The sequence below is a fragment of the Desulfovibrio ferrophilus genome (genome assembly GCF_003966735.1).
Taxonomy (GTDB): domain Bacteria; phylum Desulfobacterota; class Desulfovibrionia; order Desulfovibrionales; family Desulfovibrionaceae; genus Desulfovibrio_Q; species Desulfovibrio_Q ferrophilus.
The window spans coordinates 1,797,433-1,812,009 of sequence record NZ_AP017378.1 but is presented as its reverse complement, the minus strand read 5'-3'; the positions used below and the strand labels follow the sequence as shown (position 1 = coordinate 1,812,009).

Sequence of the window (14,577 nt, the reverse complement as noted above, 5' to 3'; positions counted from 1 at the left end):
CGAGCGCGTTATAAACGGCTGTTATTTGTGGGTATCATGTGAGAGGGGATAGTATTTTTCGTTTTTGGCCTGTTCCCCTCTTGCTTGATTGGATTTGCCTCGGTAATATCCTTTTTCAAACTTTGATAACTACCTAATATGACTAATAATTTAATTGCCACCCGCTTTTCCACCACTCCTCTGGCGATGGTGGATGACGAGACCGACAGAGTGATGGTCTACTCAGCCGAGCTGCACGAAACCCTTGTGCATGTGAAGGGGCGCTGGCGTATCGGTGCGTTTGCCAAGAGTGACCTCAAGGACAATTTCAAGAAGGTCAGCAGTGCAGAGGCTTGGAAATATCTGAAATTGGCCATGCGCGAAGTTGGATTTCTGTAAGCCGGAGCGCAGCTCGCCTGTATGATCAAAGCACAAGGTCGCCCAAGCGGCCTTTTTTGGTGGGCAAAATCAGAGATTGGTCAGATTGACCGTGGCCTCTTCTCCGCCTGTCTTTTTTTGATATCGCCGGACACAGTGGCGGATGCATTCCTGAATGCTTCGGCCCAGATTGTCTTCTGGAACCTTGCGCATTTTCGAGCAGAGGCAGCTTCCGTTTTTAAGGGTCAGGCTCAGGGAGAAGGCTGCCATGCGAGTGGTGTGCCCTTCGGTCATGTAGGGGTTGACGTCAAAGCCTCGCATCACGACCGCGACATTGGCGATAAGGTCACTGTAGCCGGACAAGGTGCTGGCGATGGCCGCACGGTCCTTCGATGAAATATTGACCTTGCCGCCGGGGTTGCTTGGGAGTTGGAATTGGATGGGAACGCTGCTCGCGGCAAAGGCTGAATCAGGGCCAATGAGAAGAGTTGATGAACATAAAGAAAGAGCTGCCCAGAGAAGGCTGACTGTAGTGATGTGCATAATGGGTGTCATGTGAATTCTGTCTCTTCTGTCTCTGTGTGTTCTCTCTGGTTGGTGCTGCTTCCCGGTGCAAGGGCAGCGGTTTGGTCAAGCAGTTGTATAGGTTACGTCCTGCCAGTGCAAGACTTTGCAGGGCGGTTGTTGAATGCGATATGGAGCAGGCACAGTACGGACATGGCGACGGGGAATTCACTTTTGTTTTGGACCGGCCCGGGGTATAAATCCCCAGCGCTTTGCGGGCGGGAGTGCCGAGTTTGAAATCGGCAAAAGAAAAGCCCCGCCGGAGCGGGGCATATTCTTCTTATGGGGTGAGTGATGGGACTTGAACCCACGGCCACCTGGGCCACAACCAGGTGCTCTACCAACTGAGCTACACCCACCGCAAGAGGAAGGTTGATTTAACTGAGGACCGGTGGACGGTCAAGTGTTTTTAAGAAGAGAACGTTAATTTACATAAGGTGGAGTGCATGGACAAGCTTGTGATTGAGGGGGGCAGACCCCTTTCCGGTACCATTAAGGTCAGTGGCGCCAAGAATGCCGCATTGCCTATTCTGTTGGCAGCACTGGCGGTGGAAGGTCCCATCACCTATACCAATGTGCCCAGATTGCGGGATATTCACACGACGTTGAAGCTGCTGGAAATCCTGGGATGTGCGAGTTCCTTCGAGGGCAACACCGCAAAGGTGGAAATGTGTGACCTGAAGATCGAGGCCCCCTACGATCTGGTGAAGACCATGCGAGCTTCGGTGCTGTGCCTTGGGCCGCTTCTGGCTCGGATGGGAGAGGCCAAGGTCTCCTTGCCCGGAGGCTGCGCCATTGGAGCCCGACCCGTTGATCTGCACCTTAAGGGACTGGAGGCAATGGGTGCCACTTTTGATCTGGATGCCGGTTATATCCATGGCACCTGCAAGGACGGATTGAAGGGCGCGCATATTCAGTTCGACTTCCCCACCGTGGGTGGAACCGAGAACCTGCTTATGGCTGCGGCTCTGGCCGAGGGCGAGACCATGCTGGTCAATGCCGCGCGTGAGCCGGAAGTCGTGGACCTGGCTAAATTCCTGATCGCCTGTGGAGCCAAGATTACCGGGCACGGGACCAGCGTCATTACCGTACAGGGTGTTGAGAAGCTTACTGGCTGCGAATATCGCATCATGCCCGACCGCATCGAAGCCGGAACCTTCCTCTGCGCAGCCGCCATCACCGACGGTGAGCTTATCGTCGAGGATTGTCCGCTGTTTGAACTGGAGGCCGTGGTCCAGAAGCTCCGAGAGATGGGTATGACCATCGAAGAAGCTGAGGGTGGGGTGCTTTGCCGCCGTGGAAATGGCCTCAACGGTGCCAACGTGACCACCTTGCCATTTCCTGGATATCCCACGGACATGCAGGCCCAGATCATGGCCACCATGTGCGTGGCCCAAGGCGCGGGGATGATCAAGGAAACCATTTTTGAGAACCGTTTCATGCATGTGCAGGAACTCAGGCGCATGGGGGCGGACATTACCCTTGATGGACGCACCGCTATGGTTCGAGGTGTCACCGAATTGCGTGGCGCGCCGGTCATGGCATCGGACCTGCGTGCTTCGGCCTCGCTGGTCCTGGCTGGGCTGGCAGCCAAGGGAGTAACAGAAGTGCAGCGCATTTACCATCTGGATCGTGGGTATGAGCGCATCGAGAATAAACTGCTGGCGGTGGGGGGGCATATTCGCCGCGAAAAAGAGTAGTTTTGATCGAGGCGAGCCGTTCTTTCGTGCTCCAGAAATTGATTGCAGACCCCGGTTTCAAAATTGGAACCGGGGTTTTTTTGTTACCTGCAACAACCCGGAATGATTTGACGCAGACCTTGTAAAAATGATTAAACTATAGGTAGTATGGAGTTCGATTTATGTTGCGCGTTGATTCCGGAGTAGGGAATGAAACGGATGAAGTTGTTTTTTGGGCGAAACATGAGCCTGCTGCTTCTTTTTGTATTGGCAGGGCTGCTTTTCGGGTGGCCACTGATTACTTTGGCGGAGGGCGGGCAGGGCTTTGCTCTCTATCTGACCTTCGGTGCCACCTTGATTATTGTCCTGCTGTTCATTGTCGCCCGGGTACGGGAGGGAAGCGATAATGAGAGGAATGGCTGATGGGCGCTTCCGGTATGCTTCTCGGTATCATTGCCATCTATGCGGCCATTGTGTTCGCCATTGCCCTGTTCGTGGAGGAATCTCCATCCTGGCGTAAGCGGGTTGAGTCCAGCCCATATGTCTATGCCCTGGCTCTTGCTGTTTACAGCACCACATGGTCGTTCTACGGCAGCGTGGGGCTGGCGGCCCGTTCCGGCTACATGTACGCGCCTATTACGTTGGGCATTCTGCTTTCTGCCACGGTCTGGTGGATTGTGCTGCGACGTATGGTTCGCTTCAAGACAGAACGACGCGTGACCAGTATCGCGGATTTCATTTCCGCGCGATATGATCACTCCCAGTCCGTGGCCGCACTTGTGACAATGATGGCTCTCGTGGGCAGCTTGCCCTATGTGGCTTTGCAGATGAAAGCGATCCTTTCGACCCTGGAAATCGCAGCCACATTCTCTTCGGGGCAGGGGCCGGTATTGCGACCTGCCTGGCTTGATGCTGCCGGGCCTGCCCTGGTCGCATTCATGAGCGTCTTCACCATCCTTGTCGGTGTGCGGCGGCTTGACCCCACTGAGCGGCATCAAGGGATGATTGCTGCGGTTGCTGTGGAATCCGTGGTCAAGCTGATGGCCCTGACAGCCGTGGGTGCGTATGTGACCTGGGGCATGTTTGATGGCCTGGATGATATCTATGCCCGCGTGGAGGCCTTGCCCTTCGAGGTGCTCACCGGGGTTGGTGATGGCAGCACCAACGCGTACATGACCTGGGCCAGCATGTTGTTCCTGACCATGTTTGCCGGGTTGCTCCTGCCCCGGCAGTTTCATGTGGCTGTGGTGGAGAATTCCGATGAACGGCATATTCTCAAGGCCATGTGGTTGTTCCCCTTATATGTTTTTTTGCTGCAGATTTTCGTGATGCCCATTGCCATGGGGGGACTGGCCTTTGGCCTGCCCCGCGATGCTGCGGATTCGTTTGTGCTGCGGCTGCCGTTTATGAGTGGAGCCCACGGACTGGGTATCCTGGCCTTTTTGGGAGGGCTGTCAGCCGGAATGAGCATGATTGTCGTCAGCACCATGACCATGGCGACGATGATCACGAACCATCTTCTCTTGCCCGCATTGGACCTGTTCCCGAAGCTGAGTTTTATCAGGAGATATCTGCTGCAGGGGCGCTGGGCCGTTGTCATCGTGTTCCTGACCCTCGGGTTCGCCTTCAACGTCATGATGGGTGATTCCTATATTCTGGTGAACATGGGAATCATCTCCTTTGCAGCGGCCCTCCAATTTGCCCCAGCGGTTCTGGGTGGTCTGTTCTGGGATGGTGGCACTCGCGAGGGAGCCATTGCTGGCTTGGGGGCCGGATTTGTCGTCTGGGGCTGGACCATGCTGGTTCCCGCCTTTGTCCGCAGTGGTTGGCTGGCTGCAAGCGTTTTGGACGTTGGGCCTCTCGGGGTGAGTTGGTTGCGGCCCGAAGCTCTGCTGGGGTTGGATGTCCTGGATCCGCTAACCCATTCATTGTTCTGGTCCATGCTGCTTAATGGTGGGCTGTATGTCGTGATGTCGGTGTTCATGGGCGAAGCGTTGAGAGATAGAGACCCGCAGTCCTTGAGCGAGGTGGTGGGGCGCAGCAAGGTTGTTCGGCAGGCACGAGGCTGGAGCTCGCATATAGATCTGGATAGTAAGCGGCGTCTGTTAGCTCGCCAATTCTCTGGTTATTATCCGGCCCGCAAGGCAGTTGAATTGTCCGAACGCTGTTTGGAAGAGGCCGGGCTGCATGGGATGGAAACCATTAATATTCGGCAATTGATGGCCTTGTATGCCGAATCCGAACGGGTGCTGACAGGTGTGATCGGTTCCGCTGCTGCATACAAGACCATGCGCGACGGCAGTCTGTATTCGACTCGGGAAACAATGGAGCTATCGGAGGTGTATGCAGACATCCTGGCTGACCTGAAATTGTCTCCCGAGGATTTGGCCAAACGCATCGATTATTATCAGGAGCGTGAAGTCCTGCTCAAGGAACACGCGGATGAATTGGTCAAGGCCAATATTAAGCTGATGGAGGAGATTGCGGAACGCAGGCGGACGGAGGAGGACTTGGCCACGGCCGAGCGCAAGTATCGAGGCATTTTCGAGAACGCCATGGAGGGGATTTTTCAGAGCTCTCCCGAGGGCAAATTGTTGAGTGCCAATCCGGCCTTTGCCAGGTTCCTGGGGTATTCTTCTGCAGAGGATCTCCTCCATGGGGTTACAGATCTCAGGACTCAGGTTTACGTGAATCCCACAGATCGCGACAGGTTTGTGGAAGAGATGCACAAGAAGCGAGGGGTCTCAGGCTTTGAGGTGTTGTTCAAGTGCAGAGAGCGTGGTCAACGCTGGGGTGCAATGCATGCCCGTGCGATTCTTGATGAGCAGGGTCGTATTGATCATTTCGAGGGGATTCTCGAGGATATTCATGACCGGAAGATGGCAGAGGAAAAGATTCTGAGCGCCAGCCGATACATTAAGGATGTCATCGACTCCATGCCTTCTGCCGTGCTCGGTCTGGACAGGAAAGGGCGGATTACCAACTGGAACTCCGCTGCCGTGCGACAGCTTGGACTTCCGGGGGTCAAGACTGATTCGTTGTGCTTGTCCGAGATCTTTCACGAAGCACTTGGGTACAGCGAGATCTTTCAGCGAGCCATGAACATGCGCATGCCCCAGCATTTGCCCAAGGTCGTGCGCGAGCACGAAGGGCAGGTCCGATACGAAGACGTGATGGTTTACCCCCTGACCGCGACTGGTGGCGGCGAACAGGCCGTGATGCGCGTGGACGACATCACCGATCGTGTGCGTATGGAAGAAATGATGGTCCAAACCGAAAAGATGATGTCCGTCGGTGGGCTGGCTGCTGGCATGGCCCATGAGATCAACAATCCTCTGGGTGGAATTCTGCAAGCTGTGCAGAATATCATCCGGCGCGTCTCCGATGGGTTGCCTGGCAATATCAAGGTTGCCGAAGAGGTGGATGTGCCCCTGCCCAAGATCAGGGAATATCTGGAACGGCGGAAGGTGTTGAGCATGATCGAGGGCATCCGTGACTCGGGTCTGCGTGCTGCGGAGATCGTGACCAACATGCTGGAATTCAGCCGTCGGAGTGCATCCGAGAAAATTCAGGTGGATATCGAAACCTTGCTCAATGCAACCGTGGAGTTGGCCTCCAAGGATTACGATCTCAAGAAGAGTTATGATTTTCGCAAGATCCGGGTCGAACGGGAATTTGAATCAGGCTTGCCCAAGGTGTACTGCACACCTTCTGAAATTGAGCAGGTCGTACTCAATCTGTTGCGCAATGCCGCTCAGGCCCTGACCAAGGAAGGAGACGAATCCAAGCAGCCGCAGATCACCATCCGTACATTCAAAGAGACTGCTGGTGTGCGTATCGAGGTGGAGGATAACGGCCCCGGCATGGAGTCGCACATCCGCAAGCGTGTTTTTGAACCGTTCTTTACGACCAAGGAAGCCGGGGAGGGGACAGGGCTGGGATTGTCCGTGTCGTATTTTATTGTCACCACCAAGCACAGTGGCGATTTCCATGTGGAATCGACGCCGGGGCGCGGTTGCACGTTTGTCATCAATCTTCCTGTGGGGGCACCGACCGTGGACAATTCCTGAACGCGTGTAAGGCATGCAGAAAGAAAAAGGCCCCCGCCGGATTGGCAGGGGCCTTTGCTATTTAATGTCTGGCTTGGGCGTGGCTAGCAGGCGCACTGCTCCAGGCGCTCAATGATCTCCAGAACCTTCAGTCCGTCCTCACCGGTGATGGGCAAGGGGGTGCCGTCTTTCACGGCGGCCAGGAAGGCCTTCAGTTCTTCCACCACGGGTTCGCGGTACATGACCGGCCATTCCTTGATGGAATAGTGGGCATCGTAGCCCTCGAACTTGCTGTAGGCCTTGACCTGCTGAGTGATCAGGTCGGCGGCGATGTAGCGATCCTTGGTGGCGATATGAATGAAACGAGATTTGTACGGGGTGACCCAGTTGGTATTGACATGGGCCAGGACTCCGTTCTCCATTTCGGCGGTGATCAGCGCGGTGTCTTCGTGCTTGCCGATGGTGGTGGAGGTCACCGCATAGGCGCTCTTGTACTCCGAGCCAGTGATGAACCGGATCAGGTCGATATCATGAGAGCCCAGGTCGCGCATCACACCCACATCCTGAATGCGGGGCGGGTAGGGTCCGACGCGCTCGATCTGGATGGAGATGACACCATTGTCCTCGACCAACTCCTTGACCCGCCGGACAGCCGGATTGAAGCGCTCGATATGACCAACCATCAGGGGCAGGCCTTTTTCGTTGGCTTTGTCCAGCAACTGGCGGCCTTCGTCTGCCGAGGCCGCCAGGGGCTTCTCTATCAGCAGCGGGACGCCCGCATCCATGACTTTCAACCCCACGGGCAGGTGATACACGGTGGGCACGCAGACGCTGACGGCGTCCAGAGGTTGGGACAGCAGGTCGTCCAAATTGTCGAAGGTCGGAACGCCAAAGCGCTCGTGGACTTCATCCAGGGCAGCCTGTTCGGTATCCATGACACCCACGACGTTGACGCCGGGGAGTTCGGAGTACACACGCAGGTGCAGCTTGCCCATCCAGCCCAGACCGATGACGCCGACGTTCATGGGAGTGTTTTCATTGCTCATGGTGGTATTCCTCAAAAGGTATCTTTGGGCCGGGTGACGAGTCCGTTGCTTCCGGCCTGTGTTTGGCTTACGTTCGCGTGGCGACTAACATATTTTGCCGCGTCTGCCAAAACCTCAATACTCCCTCGGAACGCATGAATAAAGCAATAAAAGCCCGTCGAATCTGGATCAACGCAGGAGAAGTGTCCGGCGATCTGCATGGAGCACTTCTGGTCAGGGCTCTGAAAAAGAGGGATGAGAGGCTGCATTGCCTGGGGATGGGCGGTCCTGCCATGGCCGAGGCTGGATTCAGTGAACAATTCAATATCAGCGAATTGTCACTGGTGGGGCTGACCGAAGTGCTGGCTCATCTACCACGGGTGCTTGGTCTGATGCGCAGGTTGTACTTGTGTCTGAAAAAGGAACGGCCGGATGCCATCGTGCTCATCGACTCGCCTGATTTCAATTTCTTCGTGGCGCGCATGGCCCGCCGGCTGGGTATTCCCGTTTACTACTACATTTGTCCTCAGGTCTGGGCCTGGAGAACCGGGCGTGTGAACTTCCTCAAGAAGTTCGTGCGCCGGGTGCTGTGCATTTTGCCTTTCGAGAAGCCTTTTCTGGCCAGACACGGGCTTGAAGCAGACTATGTGGGCCATCCTCTCATGGATCAGGTGCCTCTTGATGAACTGAGCGATATTGAGCGCATCAAGGGGCGGGTGGGCATCCTGCCGGGGAGTCGTACCCGGGAAATTGAAACACTGTTGCCGGAGTTTGTGGATGCGGCCCGGCGTATTGCCGAGCGCCTGCCCGAAGTCAGTTTTTCCCTGGTCCGCGCACCGGGCGTCAGCGAGGCCAAGCTGGCCCCGTATCTGCCGGACGACCTGCCCATTGAAATTCTCCCGCCAGAAGATCGCTATCGTTTCATGCGCCAGTGCGAGACCATCCTGGCAGCCTCGGGAACCGTGACTCTGGAGACCGCCCTGCTTGGGACGCCCACTGTGGTCGCCTATAAGGTCTCGCCTCTGTCATATCGTATTGGCAAGGCCGTGGTGAAGGTGGAGTTCATCAGTCTGCCCAACCTGATTCTTGGTGAAGAAGCCTTCCCGGAATTGCTTCAGGAAGAGGCCTGCGGGGAGGCCATTGCGGACAAGGCTTTGGCCTGGCTCACGGACGAGAGCGCCATGGTTGCCGTACATGCCCGGCTGGAACGCCTGGCTGACATGGTTGGCAAACCAGGTGCCCCGGACCGGGCGGTAGAGATTATTCTGAAGGACCTGGAGTCCATCGCTGCCATGAAATGATCGCAGCCACCTGAGGGGGGAGGGCCATGCACCGGACTGAGCAGCACCAGAGACGCCTCATTCCGCCGGGGCTTCTGCCCTGGCAGTATGGAATCCTGGGGTTCGCTGCCGGAATTCTGGGACTGCGTTTTCCCTTTCCCGCCTGCCTTTCCTTGATTTTTATTTTTCTATTGTGCCGGGCTTCGAGCCTGAAGATGCGTGCCCGAGTGGCTGTGGCTGCGTGTTTTCTTGTGGGGTTGGGTTGGGCCGTTGCGGTTTTACCTGTTCCCCCAGACTCACCTCCCCAATGGATGCTGGATCGAAAAACCGCTGTGGTCCAGGGCCGGGTCGATCATGTGGAAACTCGTCCTGGCGGTGTGTTGCGCGTCTTTCTGGGCGAGGCTCGATACTCATTGGTGGACGGACAGCAGGGGGAAATCCCCGGTCTGTTGCTTTGGAACTGGCATTTCCCGCGTACCCGGCCTCATGCGGGGCAAGAGGTGCAGGTGCGGATGCGGGTGCGCCCGGTTCGTGGCTATGCCAATGACGGGGGCTGGGATACAGTGTTTCATTGGCAGCGCCAAGGCGTGTTCTACCGGGGTTGGACTCATGGGGCAAAGGGTGCACCTGAGTTGTCCGGCCCCCCTCCTGGGATGCTGGAGCGCTGGCGGGAGGCCATGCGACTGGCTGTGAGTGGAGACGTCGTGGCCTACGAAGCGCGAACAACCAATCCTTCCGATTCGTTGAGGACGGATGGTCATGGACGGGCATTGCTGGCAGCGTTGGTCCTGGGGGATCGGTTGCTCCTGGACGAAAATCTGTACGCAGCAGTGCAGGACGCCGCCTTGGGGCACAGTCTGGCACTTTCCGGACTTCATTTGGGTTTTGCAGCGACCATGGGCTTTGCCCTGGCCTGGTTGCTGGGGTGGATTCGCCCGGCTCTCTATCTGCGGTGTCCGCGTTTGAAGCTGGGGGTGCTCCTGGCTATACCCTTTGCACTGTTTTATCTCTGGTTGGGTGGGGCTTCGCCCAGTCTGGTCCGAGCTGCGGTGATGTTGTTCAGTTGGGGGGTGATGCTCTGGCTGGACCGCGAGCGCCCTCTGCTGGACGGGTTGTTTGCTGCTGTAGCCCTGATTCTGCTGGTTTCCCCATTGTCCCTGTTCGATATCCGTTTGCAATTGTCCGTGGTGGCCGTGGCCGGAATCTCCATTCTGGGGCCGATCCTGTGGCGAATGATTTCCAAAGTACGCCTGCCGGGTGAACAGCGAATTGCTGGAACAGAGAGCGACTCGAAGGACGCGATAAGAATGCGTTTGAGCAAATGGGTCTCCGTGCTGGTTGGTTCGGTCATTCGTAGCACGTTGGGCGTGTTGGCCGTGAGTACTGCCGCCACACTGGCGCTGTTGCCGCTCAGTGTCTGGTATTTCGGGCAGGTGGCTCTGGGGCTGTGGACAAACGCTGTGTGGCTGCCGGTGTTGGGGTTGTTCGCCATCCCTGCCGGTTTGGCGGGGGCGTTGCTGTCGACCCTGCCGGGAGTGTCCTGGCTGGGGCAGGGGCTGTTGGCTCTGGATGCGGCATTACTGGAGGCATGTGCGCAAGGTGTGTTGGCCTTGGGCGAGGCAGGGTGGTTTCCTGTGCTGACGCCCATGCGTCCGCTGTGGCCGCAGATTCTGGGAACTTATGCGCTGGTCCTGAGCTTGTTGGTCGTGTTGCGTACCCGGCATCGGGCCGCCTGGGGAGGAGTACTGCTGGCCGTGGGGCTCCTGATCTGGCCGTGGGCACAACGGGAATTCACTGATGCTGATGAGGCTGTGAGTTTGACCCTGCTGGATGTGGGACAGGGGCAATCCGTACTTGTCGAGGCTCCGGGCGGACATCGGGTTTTGATCGATGGGGGAGGGGCCTGGTCGAAGTCCTTTGACGTGGGGAAGGCCGTGGTCACACCCCAAGTGGCTTGGGGCCGACTTCCTCAATTGGATTTGGTGGTGTTGACCCACCCTGATCAGGATCATTACCGGGGGCTGTTGCATCCATTGCGGCGATGCACGGTGAAGCGCTTTGCTCATAATGGGCGCTGGGTTTCGGGTGAGGAGGGCGCCGAATTGCGAGAAATTTTGAGAGACCGGGGCATTCCCGTTGAGGTCTGGCGCGCGGGGATGCGTCATGAACTGGCTCCAGGGGTGGCGCTGGAAGTGTTGCATCCCGATGACCCGGAACGCTATGCGGACAACAACGACGGCTCTCTGGTGCTACGCCTGACCTGGAACGGGCGGGGGCTCGCCTTGATTCCGGGGGATGTGGAAGCGCCGGGATTGGATGAGCTGTTGACCTCGGATGCTGGGTTGACGGCTGAGGTCCTGGTACTGCCGCACCACGGTGCAGCTGACGCCTTGAGTCCCGAATTGTATAAGCGTTGCAAGCCTCGATTCGCACTGGCCGCAGCCGGATTTTTGAACCATCTTGGGTTTCCGCATCCCGAGGTTTGCGCCACTTTGGCCCGGCGAGGGGTGCCGGTCTTCGACACGGGGAAATGCGGGCAACTGCGGTTGGTCTGGACCGATGCACACCTGCCTCCTGCCGTGTTGCCCTGTCTGCCAGGGCAGATCGAGTGATGACCATGGAGGTGAGAGCGAATCTGGCGGGGTGCGATTAGTCGAAATCGATGGTTGCCAAGGCGCGATCGACTTTTTTCTTGGGCCAGAATTTGGGTGGCAGAGGCGCGCGGAAGGGGCCGAGGATGGTGACCCCCTGGCCCGGCTCGGTCAGTGTGGTAAACCCCGATTTATTTTCGATACGCACCTCGCGTCCGGAGATGAGCAGGACATCCAGCACGGTTCCGTTCAGGAAACCGCCCCAGAAATCCGTTCCCCGGATGCCAATGTTGGCCAGCGGTGTCTGGATCATGAAATCTGGTCTAGCAACCTTGGTCAACTCCCCGGTCACGGCCCGGAAGGCACCGGAGGCAAGCTTGAATAGTGCGCGTCCGGTTGAGTTGTTCGGGGTGTATTCATAGCCTTCAATACGGAAGTCTGTGCTGTTCGACAGGACCAGGACCGTGCCGTCAACCATGACCAATTCCACCCTGGCCCTAGGCCCTGTGTTGATGACGTCGCCCTCGAATACGGAGGCCTCAAGACTCAGAACCCGTTGTCTCTCCTGCCCTTGAACGAAGGCAGCCCCCTGGATACGGGTTACGGTCCCGGCGGGTTCCAGGGCCAGGGCTCGGTCCGGCATGGAAGTCACCGCCAACAGCGGCAGGGTCAGTAGCTCCAGGATGAGTTTGCGTACGGAAATCTGCATGAGGCTGTTTTACCACAACCCGGACCGCCTGTACCAGAATCAAAAAATCGGGCCGGACTTCTCGTGAAGCCCGGCCCGATAAATGAGATTTGTTAAGCGGTCTTAGAAGTCGAAGCCGATGAGCTCGCGCACGGATGCCATGGTTTCCTGCGCTGCGGCGCGGGCTTTGGCATTGCCCTGATTCAGCACGTCCCAGAGCAGGTCCGGGTCCTTGTCGTACTGGGCGCGGCGCTCGTGGATGGGGGTCAGGAAGCGCTCCATGGACTCCATGAGGAGGCGTTTGCAATCCACGCAGCCCCAGGAGGCGTCGCGGCAGCCCTTTTCGATCTCGGGCAGGTGCCCGGCATCGGTCATGATCTTGTGGTACGGGAACAGGTTGCAGATGCCCGGATCGCCGGGGTCGGTCTTGCGCATGCGGTTTGTGTCCGTGAGCATGCTCATGACCTTCTTGCGGACGGAGTCCATGTCCTCGCCAAGGGCGATGGAGTTGCCGTAGCTCTTGGACATCTTGCGACCGTCCAAGCCGGGCAGTTTGGATTCCTTGGTCAGCATGGCCTGAGCCTCGGGGAAGAAGGGCTTGTCCTCGGGACAGTTCAGGTAGTTGAAGCGGCGTGCGATCTCGCGGTTCAGCTCCAGATGCGGCAACTGATCTTCACCCACGGGCACGGCTCCGGGACGGAACATGATGATGTCAGTGGTCATCAATACCGGGTAGCCCAGGAAACCGTATGTATTCAGGTCCTTGGCGGCCAGTTGCTCCTTCATGTCCTTGTAGGTGGGGCAGCGTTCCAGCCAGCCCAGAGGCGTAATCATGGACAACAGCAAATGCAGCTCCGCGATTTCCTTGATCTGGGACTGCTGGTAGATCACGCATTTATTGGGATCCAACCCGGCGGCAAGCCAGTCCTTGGCCAGTTCGGGCACGAACTGCTTGATACGTTTGGGATTTGAATATTCGCTGGTCATGGCGTGCCAGTCAGCCACGAAAAAATAACAGTCGTATTCTTCCTGGAGTTTAAGCCAGTTGGCGAGCACGCCGAAATGGTGGCCGAGGTGCAGCGGGCCCGTGGGCCGCATGCCGGAGACGATGCGATTGTTTGCAGTCATGGTCTTGTCCAGGGAAAGGGTTACAGGATCGTCATCAGCAGTTGCCAGACGGGATTGAAAACAAAGCGCAGGCCACCGCTCATCACAAGGACGATCAGGATGATGAATCCGTAGCGTTCGAGTTGCAGGTACTTGAAGGCCAGATCCGGTGGCAGAAGTTCCGCCAGAATCTTGCTGCCGTCAAGGGGCGGGATGGGCAGCAGATTGAAAACGCCCAGAATGACGTTGATGATCACCCCGAATTGGCAGATCAGATACGTGGGTTCAAAGAAGAACGCCATGGTACTGTCGGCCAGCGGCGGGTTGGCTTGCAGAAATTTGAACCCGATCAGGAAGAGCCCCGCCAGCACGAAGTTTACAAAGGCTCCGGCGGCCGAGACCACGATGATCCCGAGGCGAGTGTTTTTGTAGTATCGCGGGTTGATGGGCACGGGTTTGGCCCAGCCGATGATGAAGCCGCCAGTCATGGCTGTGAGGATGAAGACCAGCGAGCCCATGGGGTCCAGATGCTTGATGGGGTTCAGCGTGAGGCGTCCCATCATTTTTGCAGTGGGGTCCCCGAACCAGTATGAGGTCAGCCCATGGGCCACTTCATGGCAGGTAACTGCCAACATGAAGGGAACAGCCAGGATGCTGATGCGGATGATGCTTTCAGATATGTCGAACATGGGGTTTGCGGATTATCACATGCGCGGGGGCCGGGCAAGTTGCGGTCGATTGGTCGGGGCGAAGCCTGTGGCCGATATGACACAAATATAGACAAGCGGAACCTCTGCCTTGGGAATGCACTTTGGCAACAGGCTCAGTGCCCCTGTCGTGGAACAGGGCAGATGGAATTCCGCGCTTGGGTCAGGCATTTTTCAAGGCTGCTGAAACCTTGGATTTCAGTTCCGAAAGATCCACGGCCTTGACCACGTAATAATCTGCTGCAATTGACTTCAGGTCATGTTGGAAGCTGTCGAAGGCGGTGCACAGGATCACCGGAAGGTTCTGCTCACGACTGCGAATCTGTTGCAGCAGATCAAGCCCGGACAGGTTGGGGCCGAGTTTGATATCCAGAACCACGACATCAGGGATTTCGCGCTCCAGAAGTCCAAGGATGTCCTCGCTGCCATCGGAGGTGGCTACGGTGTATCCTTCAGCTTCCAGTTCTTCCTGGTATAGCAGGCGGATGTGCTTCTCATCATCAACGACAAGAACCTTGCTCTGGCTCATT

At 57.1% G+C, this 14,577-nt stretch carries 12 protein-coding genes and 1 tRNA gene; 6 read left to right on the top strand and 7 right to left on the bottom strand.

Annotated elements, in window-relative coordinates; translation table 11 throughout:
* Positions 1 to 138: 138 nt before the first annotated feature.
* Positions 139 to 378, top strand: coding sequence for a hypothetical protein (locus tag EL361_RS08440; protein ID WP_126378481.1), 240 nt, complete (start codon positions 139 to 141; stop codon positions 376 to 378).
* 69 nt (positions 379 to 447) lie between these two features.
* Here EL361_RS08440 and EL361_RS08435 read toward each other — a convergent pair whose 3' ends face one another.
* Both EL361_RS08435 and EL361_RS08430 read right to left on the bottom strand, forming a co-directional pair.
* Positions 448 to 912 carry a hypothetical protein gene (locus EL361_RS08435; protein ID WP_126378479.1) on the bottom strand — a complete coding sequence of 155 codons (465 nt, stop codon included), beginning with the start codon at positions 910 to 912 and terminating at the stop codon, positions 448 to 450.
* Between the two features lie 292 nt (positions 913 to 1,204).
* Positions 1,205 to 1,280 (bottom strand) — tRNA-His (locus EL361_RS08430).
* A gap of 87 nt (positions 1,281 to 1,367) precedes the next feature.
* Here EL361_RS08430 and murA point away from each other — a divergent pair.
* The 3 genes from murA to EL361_RS08415 all read left to right on the top strand — a co-directional run bounded on the left by murA (position 1,368) and on the right by EL361_RS08415 (position 6,670).
* Entirely contained in the window at positions 1,368 to 2,621 is a 1,254-nt protein-coding gene (gene murA / locus EL361_RS08425; RefSeq protein ID WP_126378477.1) for a UDP-N-acetylglucosamine 1-carboxyvinyltransferase, read from the top strand.
* A 189-nt stretch (positions 2,622 to 2,810) separates the two neighbouring features.
* Positions 2,811 to 3,023 carry a hypothetical protein gene (locus EL361_RS08420; RefSeq protein WP_126378475.1) on the top strand — a complete coding sequence of 71 codons (213 nt, stop codon included), beginning with the start codon at positions 2,811 to 2,813 and terminating at the stop codon, positions 3,021 to 3,023.
* On the top strand, positions 3,023 to 6,670 hold the full coding sequence (locus tag EL361_RS08415; protein WP_126378473.1) for an ATP-binding protein: 3,648 nt from the start codon (positions 3,023 to 3,025) through the stop codon (positions 6,668 to 6,670). Before EL361_RS08420 ends, EL361_RS08415 begins: the two co-directional genes overlap by 1 nt.
* Positions 6,671 to 6,753: 83 nt before the next feature.
* Here the strand turns inward: EL361_RS08415 and EL361_RS08410 are convergent, their stop codons facing one another.
* Positions 6,754 to 7,695, bottom strand: a complete 942-nt coding sequence (locus EL361_RS08410) for a Gfo/Idh/MocA family protein (protein ID WP_232034909.1) — start codon at positions 7,693 to 7,695, stop codon at positions 6,754 to 6,756.
* 134 nt (positions 7,696 to 7,829) lie between these two features.
* Between EL361_RS08410 and lpxB the strand changes: the two genes are divergently transcribed.
* Entirely contained in the window at positions 7,830 to 8,975 is a 1,146-nt protein-coding gene (lpxB, locus tag EL361_RS08405; RefSeq protein ID WP_126378471.1) for a lipid-A-disaccharide synthase, read from the top strand.
* A 26-nt stretch (positions 8,976 to 9,001) separates the two neighbouring features.
* Positions 9,002 to 11,566 carry a DNA internalization-related competence protein ComEC/Rec2 gene (locus EL361_RS08400; RefSeq protein ID WP_126378469.1) on the top strand — a complete coding sequence of 855 codons (2,565 nt, stop codon included), beginning with the start codon at positions 9,002 to 9,004 and terminating at the stop codon, positions 11,564 to 11,566.
* A gap of 37 nt (positions 11,567 to 11,603) precedes the next feature.
* On the opposite strand, the gene EL361_RS08395 is transcribed toward EL361_RS08400, so the two are convergent.
* From EL361_RS08395 to EL361_RS08380, 4 genes are all read right to left on the bottom strand, one after another.
* Positions 11,604 to 12,254: a FecR family protein gene (locus EL361_RS08395; protein WP_126378467.1), complete on the bottom strand. Its 651-nt coding sequence runs from the start codon at positions 12,252 to 12,254 to the stop codon at positions 11,604 to 11,606.
* Between the two features lie 102 nt (positions 12,255 to 12,356).
* Complete coding sequence (gene trpS, locus EL361_RS08390; RefSeq protein WP_126378465.1) at positions 12,357 to 13,361, bottom strand: tryptophan--tRNA ligase; 1,005 nt, start codon at positions 13,359 to 13,361, stop codon at positions 12,357 to 12,359.
* 20 nt (positions 13,362 to 13,381) lie between these two features.
* Positions 13,382 to 14,029: a site-2 protease family protein gene (locus tag EL361_RS08385; protein WP_126378463.1), complete on the bottom strand. Its 648-nt coding sequence runs from the start codon at positions 14,027 to 14,029 to the stop codon at positions 13,382 to 13,384.
* 181 nt (positions 14,030 to 14,210) lie between these two features.
* Positions 14,211 to 14,576 carry a response regulator gene (locus tag EL361_RS08380; RefSeq protein ID WP_126378461.1) on the bottom strand — a complete coding sequence of 122 codons (366 nt, stop codon included), beginning with the start codon at positions 14,574 to 14,576 and terminating at the stop codon, positions 14,211 to 14,213.
* Between the last annotated feature and the right edge of the window lies 1 nt (position 14,577).